Genomic DNA, 23,903 nt, shown 5'->3' on the forward strand with positions numbered 1-23,903 from the left:
GCGTGCCCGGCCGCCTGGCGTGGAGGACATGACTTCTGCTGACGTGCACGACGTACGGGATCCCGAGCTGCCGGGGCGGTTGCTGGTCGTCGAGCGGGATGCGCCGGTTCCGCTGTTGCGGCGGAGGCCGGAGGCGGACTCCGCGCTGCCGACCGTCGCCTGTCCGGGGTGGTCGGTGCGGGATGTGCCGGCGCACTGTTCGGCCGCGTTGATGCGGGTGGTGGAGAACCGGTTCGAGGAGGGCGTCTTCTCGCCCGAGTCCAACGAGCGGGACATCGCCGAGCGGGCCGACTGGACCGACGCGCAGGTCGTCGACGAGCTGGAGCGCGGGATGACCGAGGCGGGGCCGGTGATCGCCAAGGCCGGCGGGGCCCTGGACGGCGTCGCGCTGGTGGCGGGGGTCCCCCACGCCTTCAAGGCAGTGGGGGAGGGTGCGCGCCGGGGACGTACGGGAGGTGCTCGTACGGCTGTATGCGGGGCGGCCGGTGGAGGGGGCGGCGTACGAGCTGGCGGGGGTGGAGGCCGGGGAGCTGAGCATCTTCGCGTGACGGGCAGGCGTAGGCTGGCATTGGACTAGACCTGTAAGGCCTGTAGTCGCCGTCGAATGCCGAGGAATGGGGTCCCATGAGCAAGCGTGCAGTCCTGGAGGTGATCGCCCTCGGGGTCGAGGACGCGGTCGCCGCCCAGGCCGGGGGTGCGGATCGGCTCGAACTGGTCACCGACATGGCGGCCGACGGGCTCACCCCGCCGGTCGAGACCTTCGCCGGGATCCGTGCCGCCGTCGACATCGATCTGCGCGTGATGCTCAGGCCGGCCGGCGGGTTCGCGGTGGGGGACCACCTCGAACGGCTCGTGCGGACGGCCCGGGAGATGCGGGATGCCGGGGCCGACGCGTTCGTGCTCGGGTTCCTCGATGCCGACGGTGGGGTGGACCTCCCGGCCGTCGAGCGGGTCGTGGGCGAGCTGGACGGGTGCCGGTGGACCTTCCATCGGGCCATCGACCGGGCTGCCGACCGGGACGCCCTGCGCAAGCAGCTGGACGGGATGCCGGGGCTGGACACGTATCTCACGGCCGGGTCGGCGGGCGGGGTGGACGCCGGGCTTCCCACACTGGTCGCCGAGGCGGCGAGGAGCGGGGAGGCCGGGTACGAGCAACAGCTGCTGGTGGGGGGTGGTCTGCGCTTGGACCATGTACCGCAGCTGAGGGCCGCGGGCATCGACGCGTTCCACATCGGTGGGGCGGCTCGTCCCGATGGGTGGGGGAGGCCGGTTTCGGCCGAGGCGGTCGCTTCGTGGCGGGCCGTGGTCGACGCGGCCAGGTGAGTGCCGCGAGGGGTTGCCTCAGGGGGTGGGGAGCAGACACAGGGACGTGGTGCCGTCCTCGCTGTACTCCGGGTAGGCCACGTAGGCCACGTAGTCCCCCGCCTCCGGGCACGAGCCGTTCGTGGGCTTCTCGACCTTGAGCTCCGCCTCCGAGGAACCGCAGTCCACGGGCCGGAGATCCTGCTCCGGCCACGTGGCGTCGTTGCGGGCGCACGAGCCCACCGTGAGGGTCGGGCGGGCGTCACCGCCGTCGCCCGACCCGACCAGCCAGCCGGTGAGCACGAGCACCGGAAATGCCACCATCACCAAGCCGACCAGACACAGCGGGATCAGGGCCAACACCCCCGCCGGCCGCTGGAACACCGGCTTGCCCGGGTCCAGCGGTGGCCGGAAACCGGTGGTGGCCGGTTCGGGGATGCGGCGGATGCCGGACAGGGCGCTGAGGTTGGCCAGCAGGGTGACGGGCGTGATGAGCAGCGACAGCGGGCCCCACCAGCCGAGCACCATCGTGTCCGCCTGCATGTCCCGGAAGCTCGCCAGCGCGCAGGTGCGGCAGAACAGTCCCTCCCGCTTCAGGAACCGCATGATCACGAGCATGCCCTGGTGGCCGCGGACCGTCACCGGCGCGGCGGGGGCCGCCCCGCACACCTGGCAGGCCGCCACCGGCACGGGGCCGCCACCGCCGTACTGCTGCGGCCAGGCGGGGGCGGGCTGGTACGGCCCCGGTGCCGGCTGATACGCGGAGTGCGAGGGCGGCGGAGTGCTCAACGGGGGCCTTTCTGAGGGGACATGCCAGAACGGCACAGCACCTTACTCGGCCAACTGCGGTGGCAGCGGCGCCGCGTGTGTCACGATCAGCCCCGAGACCGCTCGGGTCAGGGCCACGTACAGACGCCGCAACCCCGTCCGCTCGTCCGGCTCCCCGTTCACCACCGCCTGCGGCTCGTCCAGGACGACGTAGTCGTACTCCAGGCCCTTCGCGAGCGACGCCGGGACCAGCGTCAGGCGGGTCTGCCGGGTCGTCTCCTCGCCCGGGGCCAGGTACGTGATCCCCGCCCCCGCCAGCGCCTCCGACAGGGCCGGGATCCGGGCGTCCGCGGCGATCAGGCCGATCGAGCCCTCGTGGCGCAGCAACTCCTCGCACGCGGCGACGACTTCGGCCGTCTCCGACACTCCGCGGACCTCGAAGAACCCCGGGTTCTCACGGATCGACGCCACCGGCGTCAGGCCCGGCGCGATGGAAGGGAGGAGACGGGAGGCGTACGTGATGACGTCCGTCGGGACGCGGAAGCCGGCCGTCAGCTCCTCGATCACCCCCTCCGACTTGCCGAGGTGCGCCAGCGCCTCGTCCCAACTCCGCGTCGCCCACGGAGTCGTGCCCTGCGCCAGGTCACCGAGGACCGTCGCCGAACCGGTCGTACAGCGGCGGCCCACCGCCCGGTACTGCATGGGGGACAGGTCCTGCGCCTCGTCGAGGACGACATGGCCGAGGGAGGGCGTGCGCGCGACGATGTCGTGCGTCTCGTCGATCAGCACGGCGTCGGCGGGGGACCACTTGGCGGCCTTGACGCTCCGCGCCGGCTTCGCCCACAGGATCGTCTTCTGCTCGTCCTCGCTCAGCAGCCCCTGAGCGTGTACGGCGAGGAAGTCCGCGTCCGAGAGCAGGCGCAGGACGAGTTTCGCCGGGTCGACCGGCGGCCAGATCGCCTTGACGGCCGCCTTCACCGCGCTGTTGCGGGCCACCGCGTCCTGCACCCGGTCGTCCGGCGCCTCGCCCGACCGCTCCATCTGGACGAGCACGGCGTGCGCGATGCGCTGCGGAAGGGCCTCGCGGGCGGCGCCGTAGCGGATGTCGCGGGCGAGCAGCTCACCGACGATCTCCTCGACTTCGTACGCCGGGACGCGCCACCTACGCGACCCGCGTACCACGACCACCGCCTCCGTCGGCATGGTCACATGCGAGTAGACGGCGCGCCGCAGCACCTCCGCCATCCTCGCGTCGCCCTTGACGACCGCGGCCGCCGCGTCGTCGGTGCCGCGCACCTCGACGTGGGCGACGAGGTCGTCGACCGTCGCCTGACGGACAGCCAACTCGCCCAGTGCCGGGAGCACTTGCTCGATGTAGTGCAGGAAGGACTTGTTCGGCCCGATGACGAGGGTGCCGGTGCGGGCGAGCCGCTCGCGGTGGGCGTACAGCAGATACGCCACCCGGTGCAGGCCCACCGCCGTCTTCCCCGTTCCCGGGCCGCCCTGCACACACACGGTTCCGCCGAGCCCGGACCGTACGATCTCGTCCTGCTCCGGCTGGATCGTCGCCACGATGTCGCGCATCGGGCCGACACGCGGGCGCTCGATCTCCTGCTGGAGCAGCTTGCTGGTCCTCGCCCCCTCCGCCGGGTCGGAGAGGTGCTCGTCCTCGTACGCCGTGAGGTCGCCGCCCGTGTAACCGAAGCGGCGGCGCAGCCCGATGTCCATCGGGTCCTTCTTGGACGCCCGGTAGAAGGGCTGGGACACCGGAGCCCGCCAGTCGATGACCATCGGGTCGCCGTCGGCATCGTGCACATGCCGGCGCCCGATATAGAAGCGTTCCCCTTCCGCGCCTTCCGCCTCCTCGGCGCCCGGTGCGTGCAGATAGTCGAGCCGGCCGAAGAACAGCGGGGTGTCGCTGAGGTCGGCCAGGGCCTTGATGCGCAAGTCGATCTGGCGGGCGAGGACTTCGGCATTGACCCAGTTGGCGGTCACGTCGCTGATGTCGAGGGACTCGACGTCCTCCCGCATGGCACGGAGGGCGGCGCGGGAGGAGGCGAGGTGGGAGCGCTCTCGGAAGAGCGGGTCGAGGGTGTCGAGCGGATCGACCGGATCGACCGGATCGAGGGGGGCGTCGGCGGGCGTGGCCAAGGGGGTGCCTCCGGGGGGACCTACGGGTGGGTGATCGCAGGTAGGTGATCGAGAGAGCCGACCGGTTTCCGTCCGGTCGGCGGCACTCCGCGGGGGAGGCGGGCAAGAGCGGAGATTTTAGGTGAGCGGGGAAGGCGAACGCCACCGAATATTTCGCCCCCTGTTCGCCCCGGATTCCGTCCCCTAGGGGATGTGGCCCTCCTCCCTGGGGGAAGCGGTCCGTCCGGAGGCGTACGCGGGTAGTAGCCGGCTTCGGTCCGCAGGCCGATGCCTTTTTCATGGCTGCGAATCCATCATGGAGACATGAGCGCAGCAACCATCAACCCAGCCCCCGTGGGCCCCCACGGAGCGACAGCGCTCCAGGGGAGTCACCACCGTCATCGCATCGGCGAAGCCCTGCGTGTCGTCAAGGTGTTCGCGGGCGCGGCCTTCGACGTGATCATCCTCGGCGAGTACGGCGAGGAGGCGGGCGTCCGGCGGCGTCCGCCGCAAGTGACCGTCTAAGACTTGATCCGCAATTCACCAGAGGGTGAGCTGGGGACTGCACGCGGTGCGGGGACCGGGCTTTCCGGCGTGGCCACGGGGTCGTGACTCATCCGGGGTTGCTCGGTTCCGTTGTCCGGCGGTTCGGGGAGCAGAGGTCTCACGGCGTTGCCGTGGGACTGCCACGCGTCCCGACCGCCGGGGCGGTTTCGGGCTCGGTTTGGTTGACTCCCGCAGCGCTTCTTCCAGCGCTTCTGCATAAAAGATCTGGGCGTGCCGGGACAGCATGGTGTCCAGGTACGCGGTCTTAGGGTCGTCCACGTCTTCGAAGCGGACGAAGGCGGCCAGGGAGGCGGACACGAGGTCGCGCTTGCCGACGAGGCCGCAGGCGATGCATTTGTGCTCACGATCGCGGAGGGTCTTCTTCACGCGCTCGCCGCACAGGCAGTGTTGTGACAGGGCCGTTGACCAGGTGGAGGCCCGAACCAGCCGCCCGCCCGCCGCTTCGCACTCGACCTTGAGAGCGGAGATGAGCATGCCGGGGGTGGTCTGTGAGAGGCGTTTGCCCCACAGCCGGTACCAGGTGCGGATGTCGCAGTCCTCGACCACGAGCACGGGGCCGTGTGTGGTGATGATCTCCCGCGCCACCAGCCGGGCGCGGTGGCGGCGATGCTCGGCGATGCTGGCGGCGTGTTCGGCCTGGCGGGCGCGCTGGGTGAGGTAGTTGACGGACAGCCGGTCACGGCGGAATGCCTGCTTCGGAACGCCATCGGACCGTGCGTCACGGGCGCCGCCGGGCACAGTCACCGTCTTGGGCTTGAGGCCCTGGGCTTCCCGCCGGGCGGCGCGCTTGGCCTGCTTTTTCGACAGCCCGTACTGTCCGGCGTTCGTCGCCCGCCGGGAGCGCTCCAGCGCCCGCGCACGACCGCGCCGCTTCTTCGCCTGCTTCTCGATCAGCCGCTTCTCGTCCTCGCAGAGCGTGATCTCGGTGGACTCGGGCTTGCCGCCGTCGAGCTGGGCAGGGAAGGAGACGATCGACAGGTTGGAGACGTTGCCGTCCACCCCGCCGACCCGGTCGAGGCGGGTGGCCTGGTCGCGCATCTCCCGCACGGCCGGGGAGGAGTATCCGGGGCCGATCACCATCAGGTGCGCCTCGTACACCCAGCCGCCCGGCGCCGACGCCTTCCGACGCCGTACGAGGTCGACCTTGTGCCAGGCCAGTGGGTTCGAGAGGAAGTGCTGTACGCGCTCCCACTGCCCGTCGCCCTGGGGGATGCGGACCGGGAGAACGAGATCACCGCGCTTGCCCTGCGGGCCGCCCGCGAACACTACGGCGAGCGGCCCGGTGTGGTCCCACCAGTTCGCCCGGCGCATCCCCGGCTTCCCAGCGGCCGTGAGTTTGCCGGTGGGGACCTTGCCGTCCGGCAGGGTCGGCTTCGGCATCGTTCGGGGCTGCATCAGCGTGTGCTGGCCGCCGTCGGTGTACGCCATGACGTGGCCGTGGAGGGTGCCGACGAGGCGGAAGGTCTCCCACTTGTTCTCGGTGGTGTGGGAGCGGGCGCGGCCCGGGATGCGGGTGAAGTCGTGGTACCGGCCGGTCTTGGGGCGGCCGAAGCGGTGGCCGGTGGCGTCGGGGAACAGATGCCGGGAGACGCCGTTCCACACCTCGTCGGCGATGTGCATGGCCAGGGCCTTGGAGGCGTGGTGCTTCAAGTGCCCGGAGTCTTCGAGGTGCTTGTAGGCGCTGCGTTCCAGGGCCTCACGGGAGAGGCCGAGGCGCTGCCGTACAGCCTTCGCCCCGTGCTCGTTGCGCTCGTGGAAAGCGGACCAGTACGTGTCGACCTTGGCGCGGGCGTCGCGCTGGATGGCGCGCTTGAGTGACCACATCGCCCCGTACAGGCCGTCGAGGCGGCGGAGGTCGCCGGGGTCGGTGACGGCGAGCGGCAGCACGATCACGGACACCTGCCCGTCGTTGGGCTTCTTCCACTTGGGGGCCTTGTTCTTGCCCCGGAACGTCCGCGTCTGGGCAGCCTGTATCGCTCGTCACCTCCCATCATAAAATTAGCTGACCTACGACATGCTACGTGAGTAGTTCAGCTATGACAACCGAGGTAGAATGGGATCCATGGCGATTAAGATTCCTGGTTTCGAAGATGCCCGTCAGGCGGCGGCCCGACTCAAGGTGACCGTCCAGCACATCTACAACCTCAACTCCAGCCGCGACGACTTCCCCAAGGCCGTATACGTCGGCCGCACCCCGCTGTGGCCGGTTGACCGGCTGGACGCGTGGCGGGTGGCACACCCGAAGCGGGGGGATTAACTGACCTTTTCCCGAACATGAAGTAAGTGACCTAATGGGTTGTTGTGTCCGTTCGTGTCGAAGATCAACATCACCGGCCTGCGGCCCCGCTGACTGCTGCACTGGACCGGACTTCCCGTCAAGGCGTTCCTCGCCTTGGTCGCCCGCGTCGCAGCGCTCCTACCCAGTGAGATCCGGCGCGGGCGGCCGTGGATGCTCCTGCTGGACAACCGCGTCCTCCTGGCCGCCATCGCATGGCGCACCAACCTCACCCACCGCCAACTCGCCGACCTCTTCGGCGTCGGCGTCGCGACCGTGCACCGCATCCTCGAACGGCTCACGCCCCTGGTTGCCGCACTCCTCGAACCGCCCGGCGGCTCCCGCTCGGACCTGTGGGTCGTGACGGCAGACTCATCCCCGTCGAGGACCAGAAGCAGACCAAGTGCTCCAAGAACTACCAGCGTTCGGTGAACGTGCAGTTCACCTTCCGCGCCCGTGACCGGCACGTGGTCGCGGGCGGCGACGCGTGGACCGTAAACCGCAACGACATCGTCGTCTTCCGCGAAACCATGGCCGACCAGCTCGCCGGACACCGGCTGGCCATCGGGGACGGCGCGTGCCGCAGCCACCCCGCCGTCATCACCAGCAAGACAAAGAGCAAGCCGTTGGCCAAGCGCCGGGCGCGGGCCGAACACGGCATCGCCCGCCTCAAGGACTTCGAAGTCCTTCGCCGACACTGCCGACGTGACGAGACGATCAACGACACCACCCGCACCGTCGCGGGTGCTCCACAACCTCAAGATCGACTATGCGTACCTACGGAACAGCTCTTAGGGTCACCGCGTGACCCGTCGATCACGCTCCGCAACTCCTCCCTGTCTCCTGCTGATCGTTTCCGGCCTCTCCCTGACGGCCTTCACCGCCCTCTGCCTCCACCAGCGCCTCCCGATGGCCGACGCGCTGGTCTACCGGGCGGAAGGGCAGGCGGTCCTGCGCGGCGGCGACGACCTCTACGGCTTCACCGTCACCGAGTGGCAGCTCCCCGCCACCTACCCGCCCTTCGCGGCCCTCCTCTTCGTCCCGGCGGCGCTGCTCCCCGTGACGGCCCTCAAGGCGACCTTCCTGGCGGGCAACGCGCTCCTGCTCGCCGTACTCGTCCATCTCTCCGCCCGGCTGTCGGGCCTGGCGACGATCCGCCTCCCGCGCCGAACAGCCCTCTGCGCCGCCACGGCCGCGGCCCTCTGGCTGGAGCCGGTGTTCCAGACCGTCCTCTTCGGCCAGATCAACCTGGCCCTGGCCTGCCTGATCCTGTGGGACCTCACCCGGCCGTCGGGGGCCCGCTGCAAGGGCGCCGCCGTGGGCATCGCGGCCGGCATCAAGCTGACGCCGGCGATCTTCATCGCGTACCTGCTGGTGCGCGGGCGACGCCGGGAGGCGGGGACGGCGACGGCGGCCTGCGCCGGGACGGTCGTGCTCGGCGCTCTCGCCCTCCCCTCCGCGAGCCTCGACTTCTGGACCCGCCGCCTCTATGAGACGGACCGCGTGGGCAAGGCCTGGATCGTCGACAACCAGTCGTTGCAGGGGGTGATCGCGCGCGCCCTCGGCGACCCGGCACCGGGCCCGGCGGTCTGGGCGCTGCCGTGCGCGGCGGTCGCGCTCACGGGCCTGTGGCTGGCCGCGCGTGCCGTCGAGGACCGCCACGCGATCCTGCTGACGGCGTTCACGGCGCTGCTGGTCTCACCGATCAGCTGGTCCCACCACTGGGTGTGGTGCGTCCCGCTGATCGCCGTACTGCTGGCAGAGGGCCGTACGCGTACGGCCGCGCTCGTGGCCCTCGTCTTCACCGCCCGCACGATGTGGCTGCTGCCGCACGAGGGGGACCTGGACCTTCAACTGCCTTGGTGGCAGCAGCCGTTGGCGTCACCGTACCCGTTGCTGCTGCTGCCGACGGCTGAGTACGTGATCGCCCGCCGGATGAGTACGCGAACCGGTGCCCTGGCACCGGCCGGACCGGTTCACTGCTCGCATGACGACACAGCACATCGCGGCACAGCCCCCGAGCCCGCCGAACATGGCTGAGCGGGACCCCAGGGCCTGGATCGCGCCGCTCGTCGCGACGATCCTCCTGGCGTTCCTGGGCCCCGCCGCGCTGCTGCTCGGCGGGCTCTCCGTCATGGCGACGGACAGTTGCGGTCCTGACAACTGCCCGTCCGCGCTCGACACGCAGCTGTCCGTGATCTACGGAACGCTCGCCTTCGGCAGCCTTCCCACACTCGCGGCCTGGGTCACCGCATGGGTGCTCCCCTGGCACCGCCGCTGGTCGGCCTGGCGCGCCGGCGCCGCGGTCGCCGCACTGCTGCCGTCGCTCTTCGTGCTGCTGCTGGTGTTCACGCTGCCCGTGCCCTGAGCCGGGCCGCGTGGAGGGGGCCGGTCAGCTCTCGGCCAGGATGTCGTCCGCGTCCATGATCCGGTACGCATACCCCTGCTCCGCCAGGAACCGCTGGCGGTGGGCGGCGAAGTCCTGGTCGATCGTGTCGCGGGCGACGACCGAGTAGAAGTGGGCCTGGTGCCCGTCGGCCTTGGGTCGCAGGACCCGGCCGAGGCGCTGGGCCTCCTCCTGGCGGGAGCCGAAGGTGCCGGAGACCTGGATGGCGACGGTCGCCTCCGGCAGGTCGATGGAGAAGTTGGCGACCTTGGACACGACGAGGACGCTGATCTCGCCCTGCCGGAAGGCGTCGAAGAGCTTCTCGCGCTGGGCGTTGGAGGTCTCGCCCTTGATGACCGGGGCGTTGAGGTGCTCGCCCAGTTCGTCGAGCTGGTCGATGTACTGGCCGATGACCAGGATCTGCTGCCCGGCGAAACGCCGGACGATGGCCTCCGTGACCTTCCGCTTGGTGTCGGTCGTCGCGCAGTAGCGGTACTTCTCCTCGGTCTCGGCGGTGGCGTACGCGAGCCGCTCGGCGTCCGTCAGATTGACCCGCACCTCCACGCAGTCCGCGGGCGCGATGTAGCCCTGCGCCTCGATCTCCTTCCAGGGCGCGTCGAACCGCTTGGGACCGATGAGCGAGAAGACGTCGGACTCCCGCCCGTCCTCCCGCACGAGGGTCGCGGTGAGCCCGAGCCGCCGCCGGGCCTGGAGATCGGCGGTGAACTTGAAGACGGGCGCCGGCAGCAGATGCACCTCGTCGTAGACGATCAGACCCCAGTCCCGGGAGTCGAACAGCTCCAGGTGCGGATAGACACCCTTCCGCCTGGTGGTGAGCACCTGATACGTGGCGATGGTGACGGGCCGGATCTCCTTGCGCGTCCCGCTGTACTCACCGATCTCGTCCTCGGTCAGTGACGTCCGCTTCACCAGCTCGTGCTTCCACTGCCGGGCGGAGACGGTGTTGGTGACGAGGATGAGCGTCGTCGACTTGGCCTGAGCCATGGACCCGGCGCCGACCAGCGTCTTTCCGGCACCACAGGGCAGGACCACGACCCCACTGCCGCCGTGCCAGAAGTTCTCCACGGCCTGCTTCTGGTACGGCCGCAGCGCCCACCCGTCCTCGGCCAGCTCGATCGGATGCGCCTCGCCGTCGACGTACCCCGCGAGGTCCTCGGCGGGCCAGCCCAGCTTCAGCAGGGTCTGCTTGATCTGCCCCCGCTCGGAGGGATGGACGACGACGGTGTCCGGGTCGATACGGGCGCCGACGAGGGGCGCGATCCGCTTGGAGCGCAGTACCTCCTCCAGGACCGGACGGTCGGTGCTCGTCAGGACCAGCCCGTGGGCCGGGTGCTTGCTCAGGGTCAGGCGGCCGTACCGGTCCATCGTCTCGGCGATGTCGACCAGCAGCGCGTGCGGCACCGGATACCGGCTGTACTGCACCAGCGCGTCCACGACCTGCTCGGCGTCGTGCCCCGCCGCCCGCGCGTTCCACAGCCCCAGCGGCGTCACCCGGTACGTGTGGATGTGCTCCGGCGCCCGCTCCAGCTCCGCGAACGGCGCGATGGCCCGACGGCAGTCGCCGGCCTGCTCGTGGTCGACCTCCAGGAGCAGGGTCTTGTCGGACTGGACGATTAGGCAGGACACACGTACCTCCGCGGATTGGATCGGCAGTGTGGCAGGCACCACACCTGCCACGGTCCGGGCTATGCCCCGTACCCGGCGCCCGAAAGGCGTGTCGGCCGGTGCGCCCTCGGGCGCGCCGCATCTACCTGGGCCTGTCGCGCGAAATAAGAAAGTCTACTTCCCGGTCTCGTTTCGGACCTGTGTGACCTTGGTGAGTTGCGCCTCGTCGCCGGTCTCCTGGAAGGCGGTGGCGGACTCGCCGAACGCGTCGTCCGCCGCTCGCAGGTCGCCTGTGCGCCGGAGGGCGAGGCCGAGGTTGAACAGTGCCTGGGCTTCGCGGTGTCGTTCACCCAGGTGCCTGCAGAGGGCGACGGCCTCTCTCTGTGCTTGTACGGCCTCGCTGTACCTGCCCGACAGCTCCAGTGCCGTGCCCAGGTTAGTCAATGCCGTCGCCTCGGTGTACGGATCCCCGGCCCGGCGGCTCACATCGAGTACTGACGACAGAGGCGCGATGGCTTCCTCCGGGCTGCTGGTCTGCAGGAAGACCATGCCAAGGTGGTTCCGCGCCAGAGCCGCCATGTGTTCCTCGCCCAGAGAGTCCAGGATGTCCACGGCCGCCGTGATCCGGTTGATCGCCTCGCCCGGTCCAGGACCCTCGCGGCCCAGGGCGAGGACCAGCCCGAGGTTCGCCTGGGCCAGGCCCTCGCTGTACAGGTCTTTGGCCTCCTTGGCGGCTGCGAGGGCGCGTCTGTGGGCATCGGCGGCAGCCGGGAGCTGCCCCATGTCCCGCAACACCATCCCCAGGTTGTTGAGCGCCACGCCCTCACCTGCGCGGTCACCGATCTCCTGGCAGATGGTGATGTCCTCGGTGAGGGCCTCGGCGGCCTCCTGGAGTCTGCGCAGGCTGTGCAAGGCCTTGCCGAGGTTGGTGTAGGCCATGCCCCGGACGCGAGGGTCCGTCTCCGGCGGATACAGAGCCAGGGCCTGCCGTAGGACGTCCACAGCCTCCTCCGGCCGGTTCATCTGCTGGTAGGTCAGGCCGAGATTGTTGAGAGTGGCGGCTACGTGGAGGGTGTCCCCCCTGAGTGCGTGCAGGCTCTGCGCTTCTTGGTACGAGGCCACCGCTTCCTGGAATCGACGCAGCTCGCGCTGGGCCGTGGCCAGGTTGTTCAGGACACTCGCCTCGAAAACCCGCAGCGTCGGATGAGCCGGTGACCGGATTGCCGCAAGCGCCGCGAGGGCCAGTTCGGCGTGCTCGTCGAAGTGCCGACGCAGGGACTGGTAGTCGATCAGTGAGAAGTGCAGTTGGAGCAGCGCCTCCGGCTGTCCCAGCTCCGGTGCGGCGAGGGCGGCGGCGAGCAGGTTGTGCCGCTCGGCGTCCAGCCAGGTGAGGGCGGCGTCCAGGTCAGGGAAGTGGGGATCGGGCTGGACTCCCACGTCGATGTGGGTGTCGGCGGCGTGTGTGGTGGTGACGTAGTGCTGCAACAACCAGTTCACGGCCTCTTCCCGTGCGCGCGGTCCGTCCTGAGCGCGGCCCAGATCGTCCGCGAACAGACGTATGAGGTCATGCATGCGCCAGCGCCCGTATGACGATCCTGGCTCGATGAAGTGGCCACGGGCGAGAGACAGCAGCAACTGTTCTGCGTCATCGACTGCCAGACCGGCCATCCGGGACAGTGCCTCCGTGGAGAGATCGGGCCCCGGATTGAGCGGCAACAGCCGGAAGAGCCTGGCCTGGTCCGGCCGTAGGTGCTGGTACGAGAGATCGAAGGCGGCGCGGACGGCGAGGTCCTCCCGGCTGAGCCGCTCCAGTCGGTGGCGCGCGTTGCTCAGGGCCGTCGCCATGGAGTGCAGCGGCCGGGCAGGGATGTCGGCGAGCAGGGCGGCGACGACCGAGAGCGCGAGGGGCAGCCGACCGCACAGTGACGCCACCTCGCCGGCCGCTTCCGGCTCGTCCGCCACGCGGGTGTCCGTAGGGCCGACGACCTCGCGGAGGCTCCGTTCGATGAATTCCACCGAAGTCCGTTGATCCAGGACGGACAGGTCGAGCAGGCGGACCCCGAGGTCGCTCAGGGAGTGTCGGGAGGTGATCAGTACAGGGATGCGCGGATCGCCGGGAAGCAGCGGACGGACCTGGGCGCTGTTCATCGCATTGTCGAGGATCAGCAGGATCCGCCGCTGTTCCGCCGCGTAGGCGGCAAGGACCGAGCGGTACAGCCGCGCCCGGTCCTCGACGTCGTCCGGGACGTACTCGTCCGGCACGGCCAGGGAGCGGAGCAGCGAGCCGAGGGCGCGGTGCGGGCCGACGCGTCGTCGGTCGTCGTAGCCGAAGAGGTCGATGAAGAGAACTCCGCCTGGGAGACAGTTCGCGCTGTTCAGCGCGTGATGGGCAACCTGAAGGGCGAGTTCGGTCTTCCCCACCCCGGGCAGCCCGGCGATCACGTGGCTTGTGCCTTTTCCCTCCCGGCCCGGCCGGAGCGCCGCGAGCAGAGTGTCCCGTTCGGATATTCGGCCCGTGAACGCTGGGGATGGCGTGGGCATGCCGGTGAGTGCGGGCGGGACAGTGGCGGGAAGCTGGAGTGTCACATGGGCGCCCTGGATCACGGCGTTGAAGTACAGCCCACCGCTGATCTGGTTGCGGACGCCGTGGCTGTCCTCCCGACTGGTCACATGGTCCTCGCCTTCGCCCGATGCCAGAGCCTCAACGTTAGGTGACGGCCGGCCGGTGGCGAACTGCCTTCAGTCTTTTGCTTCTTCACTTATCGTGAACAGCTAGTCACTGTCGGATTGCCGATCGACGGAGAGGCGCACGATGCCGGCGCGGAAGCCGATCACAGGGGCCGGGCGGCAGTCACCCCGCGTGGTGCTGGCCACCGAGTTGGCCCGGCTGCGGGCCGAATCAGGCTGGTCCCTGCGGGAGTTGGCCGACAAGGTCGGGTGGGATCACTCGCAGCTGCACGGCCTGGAGCGCGGCAGGACTCTCGGCGGCCCCGAGGTCATCGAGGCGCTGGACACGGTCTACGGGACGAAGCCGCTGCTGATGCGGTTGTGGGAGATCGCCAAGCAGCAGGTCGTGTTCCGCGACAAGTACGTGCGGTACATGGAGCTGGAGGCGGAAGCCTCGGTCATTGAGCACTATGCGGGGAGCTTCCTGCACGGCATGTTTCAGACCGAGGCGTACGCGCGGGAGTTGCTCTGGTCGACGCCGCATCTTCCCAGTCAAATATTGGAGTTGGAGGAACAGCTTGCGAGTCGTATGAGCAGGCACGAGCTACTGCTGAGTGAGACGCCGCCACATCTGCGGGCGATCATCGACGAGGCAGTCCTGAGGCGGCCACTCCTGGACGCCGGGGAATGGCGCGGCCAACTCGCCCACATCGCCGAAATGGCATCCCAGCCGCATGTGACCGTCCAGGTTCTGCCGTACTCGGTGGGGTTGCATGATCTCCTGGGCGGACTGGTCACTCTTCTTCGGTGCCCCGACGGAAGCACCGCGGTCTGGGTGGAGAGCAGCAAGAGCGGTGAGCTATTCGAAGACGCCAGGGAAGTCGAACAACTCCGGTTGTCCTACGATGCACTTCGAGACGTGGCCCTTTCGCCGCAGGACTCCGTGGCGTTCATTGAGCAGGTGATGGAGGACAGTGCCCCATGCGATCCCCCGGCATCGACCTGACAGTTGCTTGCTGGCGCAAGTCCAGCTACAGCGACGGGGGTGCGGGCAACTGCATCGAGGTAGCCCACAACTTCCCCACCGTCATCCCCGTCCGTGACAGCAAGACGCCCCACGGCCCGGCCCTCGTCTTCCCGGCCGGCGGCTGGGCTTCGTTCGTCGCCGCCGTCAAGGGTGGCAGGCTCAACGGCTGAGCCGCCCGGGTTCGGTCAAGGTAGGGCCGTGCCGGAGTCCTACAGGATGTCTTTTCATTCTTGTGAGTGACATGGTTTTCACCTGGACGGCAACGGCCGCGAAGAATTGCCGACTGTGCAGCCAACCAGCCGTGACCCCTCCCCGACGACCACCACCCTTGGGTACGCCCTGTTCGCCACCCGCTGGCTGCAGGCCCCGCTCTACTTCGGTCTCGTGGCCGCCCAGGGGGTGTACGTCTACAAGTTTTTCAACGAGCTGTGGACGTTAGTGCTCCGCTGCGTGACCGGGCAGGCGACCGAGACCTACGTCATGCTCGCCGTGCTCAAGCTGGTCGACGTCGTGATGATCGCCAACCTGCTGATCATGGTGATCGTCGGCGGCTATGAGACGTTCGTCTCGCGCATCGGTCTGCAGGGCCACCGCGACCAGCCGGAATGGCTCTCGCACGTGAACTCCAACGTGCTGAAGGTCAAGCTCGCCACCGCCATCGTGGGCATCTCGTCCGTCCATCTGCTCCAGATGTTCGTGGACGTCCACCACACCTCGCGCCACGCACTGCTGTGGGGCACGGTGATCCACATGGCGTTCATCTTCTCGGCGGCGATCCTGGCGTACATGTCCGGGCCGATGGCCGTGCACGGCGAGCGGGGTGCCCAGCAGGCGCACCGCACGGAGCACGCTCCCGAGGAGCCCGCCGAGAAGGTCTTCGTCCCGGCCCAGGCCGTGTCGCGCGAGGACGAGCTGAGCGCCGAGGAGCGGGTGCGCGCCGCCGGTTTCCCCGCCCGCAAACTCCTGGAGGACTTCGACGAGGCGCACCCGCGCACCTTCGACCGGGAGGCCGTGGCCCGGCTCGGCAAGCTCGACTTCGTCGCCGCCCGCCGGAACGTGGTCTTCGTCGGCCCGCCCGGCATCGGCAAGACGCATCTGGCCGTCGGCCTCGGCGTGCGCGCCTGTCAGGCCGGCCACTCGGTGCGGTTCGCGACGGCCGCGCAGTGGGCCGCCCGGCTGGCCGACGCCCAGGACGCCGGCCGGCTCGCCGAGGAGCTCACCGCGCTCGACGACCACGCCCTGCTGATCGTCGACGAGGTCGGCTACACCCCCTTCGACGCGGAGACCGCCGCCCTCTTCTTCCGACTGGTCGCGCACCGCTACGAACGGGCCTCGCTGATCGTGACCAGCGACCGTCCGCTCGGCCGCTGGGACGAGATCTTCGGCGGCCCCTCCGCGCCGGCGATGGTGGACCGGCTGGCCCACCACGCCGAACTCGTACGGATCGACGGCGACAGCTACCGGATGCGCCGGGCTACTTCAGGATGGGCAGACCGAAGTTGTTGATCAACGGTCCCTCGATGGTGACGCCCTCGGTGACCAGGGACTCCGGGGCGGCCGCCGGGACGGGCAGCGGCAGGGCGGAGGCCGGAGCGGCCCCGGCGGCGAGCACGCCTACGAGGACGGCGGCGGCGACGGTGAGGCAGGCACGTGTGGTGCGCATGGGTATGACGGCCTTTCACAAGCTGGCGCTGGCTGGGACTTGACGACCGGGCCGGACCGGCAGAGCCGGCACCGGCCCGGGAGGGCACGGGAGACGTCAGAGCGTCAGGCCCCCGCCGAGATCGATGCCGATCGCCGCGGCCTGGGCGGCGAAGGCGCCGACCATGGCGGCGGTGGCGGTCAGCACGGTGGCGATGCGACGAGCAGTACGCATGGGACAAGTACCTCTCTTTTGCGCTCACTTGAGCGTGATCAGGACAACGGGTGGCTGCCCTGCGCCGCGCGGCGCGATGCGGAAAGGCCCTGAAGCTCCCTCATGAGTGGGGAACACCCGGCGTGGCGTGCATGAAATGCCGCGTACACCCGAACGAGTGGGCCGTCAGATCTGGTCGTCCGCCAGCTCCGCGACCCCCGTGATCCGGTGCAGCGGATACGTCCGTACCTCGTCCGCGGTGTGGTCGTACGCCGTCACGAAGCCGCCCTCGACCCGTACCGGGGCGATGACCCGTTGGCTCGCGGTGCCCTCGGCGTTGACGTAGCCGATCCACAGGGAGTCGCCGGTCAGGACGGCGGCCTGCATGGTGGCGAGGGTCTCGGCGGAGGTCGTGCGGGGGAGGTCGCCGCCGGTCACCGCAGCCGCGGCCCCGCTCGGCCTGCGCGGTGTCGTGGAGGCCAGGTCGCCCGCGCGGATGGCGCGGATCGCGGCCGCGAGCAGGGTGGCGTCCGGTGTCGGCGGGCCGTCGGGGACCGGCTCGGGGGCCGTGCGCGGTGGGGTGCGGTGGGCGTCGGCGCGGGTGATCAGGACGTCGCCCTCCGCCGACTCGGCGGCCGGGGCGAAGCCCATCGCGCGCAGGCCGTCGAGCAGCGCCGCCGGGTCCGCACGGGTGGCCAGGACTGTCGGGGCCAGGCGGCGCAGGTGCAGGGCAGCGGCCCGCTTGTCGGCGAGGATCTCGTTCAGCAGCGCGTCGTCGTCGCAGCGGACGTACGCCGAGGCGGCGCCCACCCGCAGATGGCCGTGCTTACGGGCCACGTCGTCGATCAGGTACGCCAGCGGCTGCGGCACCGGCGTACGGGAGTGCTCGGCGAGGAAGGCGTGCAGGTCGGAGGCGCTGCGGCCGGCGTCGAGGGCGCGGCGTACCGAGCCGGGCGTGAAGCGGTAGACCGTCGCGCCGCCCTTGGACTCCACGTCCGCGAGCACGCCCAGCATCTCGGCCAGGGGGCGCCGCAGCGGGCCGGGTGCCACGGCCGTGAGGTCGGCCTGGAGGAGGACGTGGTCGAGCGGCTCGGGAAGGAGGGGGGTGAGCAGGCGGGCGGCGGCCGCGGAGGCGACGGCCTGCTCGGTGGGGGAGAGGGGCTCGTGGGGTGCGGTCGGACGGTGGTGGTGCACGGGGAGTTTGTCGCCGGGGCCGACCGGCTCCCCGGCGGCCGGCTCCGGCAGCCGCGCGCCCAGCAACGCCCGCCCCTGGGACGACAGCGCCCCCCGCCCCGTCACCCCCAGCAGCTCCGCCTCGTTCAGCGTCCACCGGGCGAGGCGGCCGCGCAGGTCGTCGTCCTGCTGCGGCCCCCGCAACGGCCGCTCCCAGCGCAGCCGCGCCAGCACCGACTCGGCGGACGGCGACGCCCCCTCCGGGAGCCCGGCGAGCAGGGCCAGCACCCGGTGCCGTACCTCCGGCGCGGCGGAGCGGTCCAGGCCCGGGCCCAGCGCCGACAACGTACGGTCCTTCGCGTCCCGCCCCCCGACCACGCCCGCCGTACGCGTCGCCGTCAGCCACGCCTCCGCCAGCCGCACCCAGCGCTGCGCGGGGGGCTGCTCCAGCCACTCGTCGTAGGCGGGCGTCGCCGCGTACCGCTCGTCGGCCTCGCCGTCGGCGGCCAGCAGCCCAGCGGCGTAGGCGAGCTCGACCCAGAACGCGGCCATGGGCTCGGAGACGTCGAGCGCGACCGCGGTCCGCTTGAGATCGCGCACGCTCAGGCCGCCCGCCCGCAGGACGGTCGGCCCGCCCTCGTCCCAGTCCTTCAGCAGCTCCTCTGCGGTCGCCAGGGCCGTGTACGCCTGCCCGGCCGCGGTCGAGTCCACCATCTGTGGACGGTGCGTCGCGCTCGCCTCGACGGGCGGCGGGAGCGGCTCGGTGGTGCGGTGCGCGCGGCCGGCGCGCAGATGCAGGGCCACCTCGCGGGGGAGTACGACCGTGCCGGGCGCCGTCGGGAGGAGCAGGCCGCGGTCCAGCAGCCAGCGCAGGTGGGACGCGGGGTCGGCGGTGACCTGGCCGTACGGCGGCCCCCAGACCAGGCGCGTGAGGACCTCCCGGGACTCCTCCGGGGCGTCGGCGAGCAGGGCCGCCATGCGCCGCCGGTCGGTGAACAGGGCGGTGAGCGACGACACGGCGGACACGGCGTCGTGCGTCGAGGGCAGCCCGGCCGCCGTGACGATCTCCTGGATACGGCCCGGCGACATGCCCGCGGTGGCTTCCTGCACGGTCGGGCCCAGTCCGGTGGGGGACGGGTGCTGCGGGGAGGGCGCGAGCAGCTCACGTGCCGTACGGACGAGCCGCAGCCGGTCGTCGGCGCCCCACACCAGGGCCTGGTCGCGCAGGGCCCCCAGGGCGTGCGGAAGCGCGCCGGCGACGGTCGGATCGCCTTCGTCGCCCGCCATCAACGCGAGCAGTTCGTCGTACGCCGCCGGATCCGCCGCCACGGCCAGCGCCTGGGCCGTCTGCAGCGCGAAACGGTCCAGCCGCTCCAGGGCGCGCACCACGGAGGCCCGCGTACCGGCGCGGGTCGCCAGCTGCGTGAGGTCGGTCGGGACGGGGGTGATGAGGTCGGGGCGGCTGCGCAGGAGCACGGCCAGGGAGGCGTCGTCCCGCGCACGGAGGGCTTCCGCGAGGGAACGGGGCGGTGTAGCCGGGTCGCTCATCCGACCCACGTTAGCGGGTGGGGCGACGGGGCAGGGGGTGTGCCGGACGCCTGAAACGCCGTCCGACGGCGAACGGAACGTTTCGCAGATGACCCCCGGATGAACATCGTCCGGAGGATTCCGACGCCTCTGGCAACACCGCGCACCCACTGGTCACCCTGGGCTCCCTGCCAACTGCTTCACGGCTCAAGGGAATTCGGGGGATCCTGCGATGGGCGAACGGGTCGAGCAGTGGATCGCGATCCTCAGTCTCGGGTTTCCCGTGGTGGCGTTCCTGTGGGAGTTCGCCATCGTCGGCCGCAAGCGGCTCGGCTACCGGGTGCAGATGGACACCCTGGCCGCGGACGCGGCCGACAAGCCGTACGCCGACGTCCTGGGGGACATGCGGCACGACGGCCACCAGCTCAGGGACCCCTCGTTCGTCCTGCTGCGCATCGAGAACGCCGGGTCGGCCAAGATCGTCTCCGAGGACTACCTGGCGGACCCCGCCGACCCCTACGGCATCAAGGTCACCTTCCGGGACCGCCGGGTCGCGGCCGTGGTCCTCACCGATCCGAGCAACAACGCGCTGCGCGACTTCTTCTTCGAGGAGGTGACGGAAGGCGACAACCTTCGTATCGTCGCCAAACCCGGCTTCCGCCGCAGCAACCACGTGGGGGAGCGCACCGGCACCATCCGGCTGCCGAAGGTGACCCTGCCCCGGGGCGCCGAGTACAAGGTGCTCGTCGTACTGGAACGCTGGCCCGACGACCACAGCACCGACAACTTCCCGGACCCCGTCGTCCAGGGCACCGACGGGCACGACCGCTGGTACGACCCGCTGGTGAGGTTCTTCCGGCTGAAGGCGACCAGGACCGAGAGCCATGTCTTCGCGTCCCGGCCCGCCTGGTGGGCCATCTGGATCCTGATCACGGCCGTCGTCGTCCAGGCCTCCTTCACGCTCTTCTTCCGCAGCGACCGGCGGCCCCCGCTGGACTGCGTCGGCGGCACCCTGTACCTGCACGGCTCCACCGCCTTCGCGCCCGCGGTACGGGCCGCCGCCGAGGACTACCTCAAGCGGTGCGAGGGGGCCGATGTGCACATCCCGCTCGCGGACGACACCTTCAAGGGCAGCACCGACGGCGTCACCGACCTGGACAGGGCAGGCAAGGACGCCGGCATCCCGGTCGGGGAGGGCCTCGGCCACCACATCGCCTTCACCGACGGCATGGCCTCCGACGGCCACCCCCGGCTGATCCCCCGACCTGTCGCGCTGTCCGTGTTCACCCTCGTCGTCAACAAGGACGCGGGCGTGCAGAACCTGAGACTGGCCCAGATCCGCGAGATCTTCGCCGGCCGGATCCAGAACTGGTCCGAGGTCGGCGGCAACGACGTGCCCGTCCACCTCGTCAACCGCGACCCCGGCTCGGGCACCCGCAGCGCCCTCGTCGGCAAGGTCCTGGGCGGCAAGGAACCGCCCCAGTTCACCGAGACCGACTGCGCCTCCCTCAACCCGAAGCGGTACGGCCGCTGCGAGGTCACCAGCACGGACACCATGCTGAACACCACCGCCGCGACCCCCGGCGCCATCGGCTACAGCGAGACCAGCGGCGTCGACGGCCACAAGGCGGCCGGCGGACTCGTCAAAGTGACGATCGACGGCCGGGAACCGACGGCGGAGGGCGTCGAGGACACCGACTACCCCTACTGGCAGACCGAGTTCGCCTACACCTACGGCGAGGCCCCGGCCGGCTCCGTCGCCGCGGCCTTCCTGAACTTCCTCACCCAGCAGAGCGGCCGCGACATCCTCCGCGACCACGGCCACGGCCTCTGCTCCGAAGCGCGGAACTCGGGGGAGTGCCGCCCGCTCTGACCGCCCCGCCCACCGGTCCGACCCGCCCCACCCACCCTGTCCTGCGCTAACGTCGTCCCACCGGGCATTCAACGCACCCACCCCGGAGGGGACTTCGTGGGGATCGAGAGCGACCAGGTCGTCTACGAGTATCTGAGCCGCGTCGGCGACGTGGCTCAGCAGCGGCAGTTGCCGTCGGCCAGCCGCATGCGCCTGGTGAACGAGCTGCGCGGCGAGATCGACCGGCGGCGCGCGAAGGCCCCCGTCGACAGCCCCGCCGCCGTCCGCCGCATCATCGCCCGCCTCGGCACCCCGGACGAGGTCGTCGCGGCCGCTGGGGGTACCCCCTCTGGGGGAGGCAACGCCGCCCCCGCACCCCAGGCGCCGGTCACCTCCGTGCCCGTCCAGCCGGACAGCCGGGGCAGCCGGGCCGACGAGGAACGGCCCAAGGGGCTGCGCCGTATCGTGCCCCGCCCCCGCCCCCGCCTCGCCGAGACACCGGCGGTACCCGACGCCGCGCCCCCGCCGCCCCACCTCGCCGGCACGGCGGACCTGGGCGGCAGCGCGACCCAGCCCGACTGGTGGCGGGTGGACAGCAGCCCCTTCGGGCCCGGCGAGGACGTCCCGGGATTCGTCGGCGGCGTCGAGATCCCGGAGATGCTCCGCCGCCCGCCCTCGCCGGAGGAGACGCGGCTCAAGAAGAAGGAGCCCGCCGAGGACGCCGCCGCCCCGGCCGCCGTCGAGCAGGCCGACGCCCCGGAGGCGGACGCCGCCGCCCCCCGTCGCCGCCGCCTCCTGCCGCGCCGCCCGGCCCTCCCCACCGGCCGCTGGAGCAACCCCCTGCTCCTGCTCGCCGCCGCCCTCCTCGTCGCCGGTGCCGTCCTCGGCAACCTCATCGCCCTGCTCCTCGGCTGGCTCATCGCCTGGGGCTCGCGACGGTTGTCGGACGCCGAGACCAAGTGGGCGGTCGTGATCCTGCCCGGCCTCTCCCTCACCGCGGGCGTGGTCTGGCTGTGGGGCCGTACGGAGGGCCGCTGGGGAACTCCGATCGCCGAGGGCCACATGAACGCCGCGCTCAGCGAGACCTGGCCCTGGGTACTGCGGGGTGCGGCGGTGGCGTCGGCGCTGTTCATCGTCTGGCGGTCGCAGAAACGCCCTTAGGGGCGCGAGGCTGTATCGATATGCGGCTCCGCCGCGTGGGCGCGACAAGCCCCCACAACCCGCAGCCGCCATACAACGAGTAGGACCGAGCTACTGGGCACAATGACCCATATGGCCTACACAACCCCGCTCCCGCTGACCGTCGGCTTCGACCTCGACATGACCCTCATCGACTCCCGCCCCGGTATCCACGCCTGCTACACGGCACTGGCCGAGCGGACGGGCACATACGTCGACGCCGACCTGGCGATCACCCGGCTCGGGCCACCGCTGGAGGAGGAGCTGATCAACTGGTTCCCGGCGGAGCAGGTCGCGGCGACAGCCGACCTGTACCGCGAGATGTACCCGACGATCGCCATCGCCGCCACGCCCGCCCTCCCCGGCGCCCGCGAGGCGATCGCCGCCGTACGGGAGACGGGCGGGCGCGCGATCGTCGTCACCGCCAAGTACGAGCCGAACGCCAAGCTGCACGTGGAACACCTCGGCATGGCACCGGACGCGGTCATCGGCAACCTCTGGGCCGAGCAGAAGGCCGAGGCCCTGCGCGAGTACGCGGCGAGCGTCTACGTCGGCGACCACCAGGGAGACATCCGCGCCGCCCGCGCGGCCGACGCCCTGTCCGTCACCGTGGCGACCGGACCGTACGGCGCCGATGAGCTCGGCGCGCTCGGCGCGGACGTCGTGCTCACGGACCTGACCGAGTTCCCGGCCTGGCTCGCCGGCTACCTCGACGGGACGCCGCGCGCCTGACGCCGGCCGGCCGCGATCGACCGGAACACCCCCGCGCCGGCGACGAGGAATCCGACGCCCATGAGCATGCTCAGTCCGAACATGTACGTCGGAAATGGCGTCGTACCGAGCAGGAACGGGGCCACAGTGACCAGAGTGGCCACGGCACCGATGAAGAACACGACCGCACCGGCACGGATCAGTCGGTCACCGGGAGCGGCGGAATTCGTTTGGTCCGGGGGTCTGGGGGATGTCCCCCAGAAGGGAGGAGTGTCGCGCACCGGACCAGGGTAGTTCCCTGCGCGAAGGAACAACCGGGCGACGTCTTGTCACCGGCCCCGGGAGCATTAGCCTTGGTAGCGGCGGGTCATGGTCGACCCGCTGTAGTGCTATCAAGAGCCGTTTTCAGAAGCAGTTTTCCGACGAGTACGAGGACGAGGACAGACGTGCCTACCGGCAAGGTCAAGTGGTTCAACAGCGAGAAGGGCTTCGGCTTTCTCTCCCGCGACGACGGCGGTGACGTCTTCGTCCATTCCTCGGTCCTCCCCGCCGGAGTCGAGACACTCAAGCCGGGCCAGCGCGTCGAGTTCGGCGTGGTCGCCGGCCAGCGCGGCGACCAGGCGCTCTCGGTCACGGTCCTGGACCCGACCCCCTCGGTCGCGGCCGCCACCCGCAAGAAGCCGGACGAACTGGCCTCCATCGTCCAGGATCTGACGACCCTCCTGGAGAACATCACGCCGATGCTGGAGCGAGGCCGCTACCCCGAGAAGACCGCAGGCAAGAAGATCGCCGGCCTGCTGCGGGCGGTCGCCGACCAGCTCGACGTATAGGGACTCAACTGACTCAACCGAATCGACG

21 protein-coding genes and 1 pseudogene are annotated in these 23,903 nt (G+C 70.6%); 14 read left to right on the forward strand and 8 right to left on the reverse strand.

Going from position 1 to position 23,903, the window contains the following annotated elements:
- The first annotated feature begins 28 nt into the window (after window positions 1-28).
- Both QQM39_RS24705 and QQM39_RS24710 read left to right on the forward strand, forming a co-directional pair.
- Window positions 29-548, forward strand: a pseudogene (locus QQM39_RS24705) (maleylpyruvate isomerase N-terminal domain-containing protein).
- A gap of 76 nt (window positions 549-624) precedes the next feature.
- The gene (locus tag QQM39_RS24710; protein ID WP_301999715.1) at window positions 625-1,323 is read left to right on the forward strand and encodes a copper homeostasis protein CutC; all 699 of its coding nucleotides are present in this window, start codon (window positions 625-627) and stop codon (window positions 1,321-1,323) included.
- Between the two features lie 18 nt (window positions 1,324-1,341).
- Here QQM39_RS24710 and QQM39_RS24715 read toward each other — a convergent pair whose 3' ends face one another.
- Both QQM39_RS24715 and QQM39_RS24720 read right to left on the reverse strand, forming a co-directional pair.
- Window positions 1,342-2,091, reverse strand: a complete 750-nt coding sequence (locus tag QQM39_RS24715; protein WP_301999716.1) for a hypothetical protein — start codon at window positions 2,089-2,091, stop codon at window positions 1,342-1,344.
- A 42-nt stretch (window positions 2,092-2,133) separates the two neighbouring features.
- Window positions 2,134-4,101: a UvrD-helicase domain-containing protein gene (locus QQM39_RS24720; protein WP_302003712.1), complete on the reverse strand. Its 1,968-nt coding sequence runs from the start codon at window positions 4,099-4,101 to the stop codon at window positions 2,134-2,136.
- A 423-nt stretch (window positions 4,102-4,524) separates the two neighbouring features.
- Here QQM39_RS24720 and QQM39_RS24725 point away from each other — a divergent pair, with 423 nt between their 5' ends.
- Window positions 4,525-4,725: a hypothetical protein gene (locus tag QQM39_RS24725; protein ID WP_301999717.1), complete on the forward strand. Its 201-nt coding sequence runs from the start codon at window positions 4,525-4,527 to the stop codon at window positions 4,723-4,725.
- Window positions 4,726-4,740: 15 nt separating this feature from the next.
- Here QQM39_RS24725 and QQM39_RS24730 read toward each other — a convergent pair whose 3' ends face one another.
- On the reverse strand, window positions 4,741-6,666 hold the full coding sequence (locus QQM39_RS24730) for a transposase (RefSeq protein WP_301999718.1): 1,926 nt from the start codon (window positions 6,664-6,666) through the stop codon (window positions 4,741-4,743).
- Between the two features lie 163 nt (window positions 6,667-6,829).
- Between QQM39_RS24730 and QQM39_RS24735 the strand changes: the two genes are divergently transcribed.
- The 4 genes from QQM39_RS24735 (at window position 6,830) to QQM39_RS24750 (ending at window position 9,410) form a co-directional block, all read left to right on the forward strand.
- On the forward strand, window positions 6,830-7,024 hold the full coding sequence (locus QQM39_RS24735; protein ID WP_301999719.1) for an AlpA family transcriptional regulator: 195 nt from the start codon (window positions 6,830-6,832) through the stop codon (window positions 7,022-7,024).
- Between the two features lie 192 nt (window positions 7,025-7,216).
- The gene (locus tag QQM39_RS24740) at window positions 7,217-7,474 is read left to right on the forward strand and encodes a transposase family protein (protein WP_301999720.1); all 258 of its coding nucleotides are present in this window, start codon (window positions 7,217-7,219) and stop codon (window positions 7,472-7,474) included.
- Between the two features lie 372 nt (window positions 7,475-7,846).
- Window positions 7,847-9,082, forward strand: coding sequence for a glycosyltransferase 87 family protein (locus tag QQM39_RS24745; RefSeq protein ID WP_301999721.1), 1,236 nt, complete (start codon window positions 7,847-7,849; stop codon window positions 9,080-9,082).
- Complete coding sequence (locus QQM39_RS24750) at window positions 9,075-9,410, forward strand: hypothetical protein (RefSeq protein ID WP_301999722.1); 336 nt, start codon at window positions 9,075-9,077, stop codon at window positions 9,408-9,410. Before QQM39_RS24745 ends, QQM39_RS24750 begins: the two co-directional genes overlap by 8 nt.
- Window positions 9,411-9,434: 24 nt before the next feature.
- On the opposite strand, the gene QQM39_RS24755 is transcribed toward QQM39_RS24750, so the two are convergent.
- Window positions 9,435-11,075, reverse strand: a complete 1,641-nt coding sequence (locus QQM39_RS24755; protein ID WP_301999723.1) for a DNA repair helicase XPB — start codon at window positions 11,073-11,075, stop codon at window positions 9,435-9,437.
- 153 nt (window positions 11,076-11,228) lie between these two features.
- Window positions 11,229-13,724 (reverse strand): tetratricopeptide repeat protein, encoded by a 2,496-nt coding sequence (locus tag QQM39_RS24760; RefSeq protein WP_301999724.1) that lies wholly within the window; start codon window positions 13,722-13,724, stop codon window positions 11,229-11,231.
- A 190-nt stretch (window positions 13,725-13,914) separates the two neighbouring features.
- On the opposite strand from QQM39_RS24760, the gene QQM39_RS24765 reads away from it, so the two are divergent.
- The 3 genes from QQM39_RS24765 (at window position 13,915) to istB (ending at window position 16,254) form a co-directional block, all read left to right on the forward strand.
- Window positions 13,915-14,727, forward strand: a complete 813-nt coding sequence (locus QQM39_RS24765; RefSeq protein WP_301999725.1) for a helix-turn-helix transcriptional regulator — start codon at window positions 13,915-13,917, stop codon at window positions 14,725-14,727.
- A complete protein-coding gene (locus tag QQM39_RS24770; protein WP_301999726.1) occupies window positions 14,703-14,918 on the forward strand; it encodes a DUF397 domain-containing protein in 216 nt (71 codons plus the stop codon). The genes QQM39_RS24765 and QQM39_RS24770 overlap by 25 nt, the downstream gene beginning before the upstream one ends.
- A 106-nt stretch (window positions 14,919-15,024) precedes the next feature.
- Complete coding sequence (gene istB, locus QQM39_RS24775) at window positions 15,025-16,254, forward strand: IS21-like element helper ATPase IstB (protein WP_301999727.1); 1,230 nt, start codon at window positions 15,025-15,027, stop codon at window positions 16,252-16,254.
- Here the strand turns inward: istB and QQM39_RS24780 are convergent.
- Both QQM39_RS24780 and QQM39_RS24785 read right to left on the reverse strand, forming a co-directional pair.
- The gene (locus tag QQM39_RS24780) at window positions 16,223-16,411 is read right to left on the reverse strand and encodes a hypothetical protein (RefSeq protein WP_301999728.1); all 189 of its coding nucleotides are present in this window, start codon (window positions 16,409-16,411) and stop codon (window positions 16,223-16,225) included. The genes istB and QQM39_RS24780 overlap by 32 nt on opposite strands.
- 378 nt (window positions 16,412-16,789) lie before the next feature.
- Window positions 16,790-19,324, reverse strand: a complete 2,535-nt coding sequence (locus tag QQM39_RS24785; RefSeq protein WP_301999729.1) for a helicase-associated domain-containing protein — start codon at window positions 19,322-19,324, stop codon at window positions 16,790-16,792.
- Between the two features lie 211 nt (window positions 19,325-19,535).
- Here QQM39_RS24785 and QQM39_RS24790 point away from each other — a divergent pair, with 211 nt between their 5' ends.
- The 3 genes from QQM39_RS24790 to QQM39_RS24800 all read left to right on the forward strand — a co-directional run bounded on the left by QQM39_RS24790 (window position 19,536) and on the right by QQM39_RS24800 (window position 23,066).
- Window positions 19,536-21,176: a substrate-binding domain-containing protein gene (locus tag QQM39_RS24790; RefSeq protein ID WP_301999730.1), complete on the forward strand. Its 1,641-nt coding sequence runs from the start codon at window positions 19,536-19,538 to the stop codon at window positions 21,174-21,176.
- A 96-nt stretch (window positions 21,177-21,272) separates the two neighbouring features.
- On the forward strand, window positions 21,273-22,316 hold the full coding sequence (locus QQM39_RS24795; protein WP_301999731.1) for a hypothetical protein: 1,044 nt from the start codon (window positions 21,273-21,275) through the stop codon (window positions 22,314-22,316).
- A gap of 102 nt (window positions 22,317-22,418) precedes the next feature.
- Complete coding sequence (locus QQM39_RS24800) at window positions 22,419-23,066, forward strand: HAD family hydrolase (RefSeq protein WP_301999732.1); 648 nt, start codon at window positions 22,419-22,421, stop codon at window positions 23,064-23,066.
- Here the strand turns inward: QQM39_RS24800 and QQM39_RS24805 are convergent.
- Window positions 23,039-23,326, reverse strand: coding sequence for a hypothetical protein (locus QQM39_RS24805; protein WP_301999733.1), 288 nt, complete (start codon window positions 23,324-23,326; stop codon window positions 23,039-23,041). The genes QQM39_RS24800 and QQM39_RS24805 overlap by 28 nt on opposite strands.
- Window positions 23,327-23,491: 165 nt before the next feature.
- On the opposite strand from QQM39_RS24805, the gene QQM39_RS24810 reads away from it, so the two are divergent.
- Window positions 23,492-23,875 (forward strand): cold-shock protein, encoded by a 384-nt coding sequence (locus tag QQM39_RS24810; RefSeq protein WP_058924654.1) that lies wholly within the window; start codon window positions 23,492-23,494, stop codon window positions 23,873-23,875.
- The last annotated feature ends 28 nt before the right edge of the window (window positions 23,876-23,903 follow it).

Origin of the sequence: Streptomyces sp. DT2A-34, from assembly GCF_030499515.1 — a bacterium.
Taxonomy (GTDB): Bacteria; Actinomycetota; Actinomycetes; order Streptomycetales; family Streptomycetaceae; genus Streptomyces.

Excerpts from the sequence above, each read along its gene's own strand:
- QQM39_RS24800 (WP_301999732.1), top strand. The coding sequence starts at position 22,419 with ATGACCCATATGGCCTACACAACCCCGCTCCCGCTGACCGTCGGCTTC.
- QQM39_RS24790 (WP_301999730.1), top strand. The coding sequence starts at position 19,536 with ATGGGCGAACGGGTCGAGCAGTGGATCGCGATCCTCAGTCTCGGGTTT.
- QQM39_RS24725 (WP_301999717.1), top strand. The coding sequence starts at position 4,525 with ATGAGCGCAGCAACCATCAACCCAGCCCCCGTGGGCCCCCACGGAGCG.
- QQM39_RS24770 (WP_301999726.1), top strand. The coding sequence starts at position 14,703 with ATGCGATCCCCCGGCATCGACCTGACAGTTGCTTGCTGGCGCAAGTCC.
- QQM39_RS24735 (WP_301999719.1), top strand. The coding sequence starts at position 6,830 with ATGGCGATTAAGATTCCTGGTTTCGAAGATGCCCGTCAGGCGGCGGCC.
- QQM39_RS24750 (WP_301999722.1), top strand. The coding sequence starts at position 9,075 with ATGGCTGAGCGGGACCCCAGGGCCTGGATCGCGCCGCTCGTCGCGACG.
- QQM39_RS24710 (WP_301999715.1), top strand. The coding sequence starts at position 625 with ATGAGCAAGCGTGCAGTCCTGGAGGTGATCGCCCTCGGGGTCGAGGAC.
- QQM39_RS24785 (WP_301999729.1), bottom strand. The coding sequence starts at position 19,324 with ATGAGCGACCCGGCTACACCGCCCCGTTCCCTCGCGGAAGCCCTCCGT.
- QQM39_RS24720 (WP_302003712.1), bottom strand. The coding sequence starts at position 4,101 with ATGCGGGAGGACGTCGAGTCCCTCGACATCAGCGACGTGACCGCCAAC.
- QQM39_RS24740 (WP_301999720.1), top strand. The coding sequence starts at position 7,217 with ATGCTCCTGCTGGACAACCGCGTCCTCCTGGCCGCCATCGCATGGCGC.
- QQM39_RS24780 (WP_301999728.1), bottom strand. The coding sequence starts at position 16,411 with ATGCGCACCACACGTGCCTGCCTCACCGTCGCCGCCGCCGTCCTCGTA.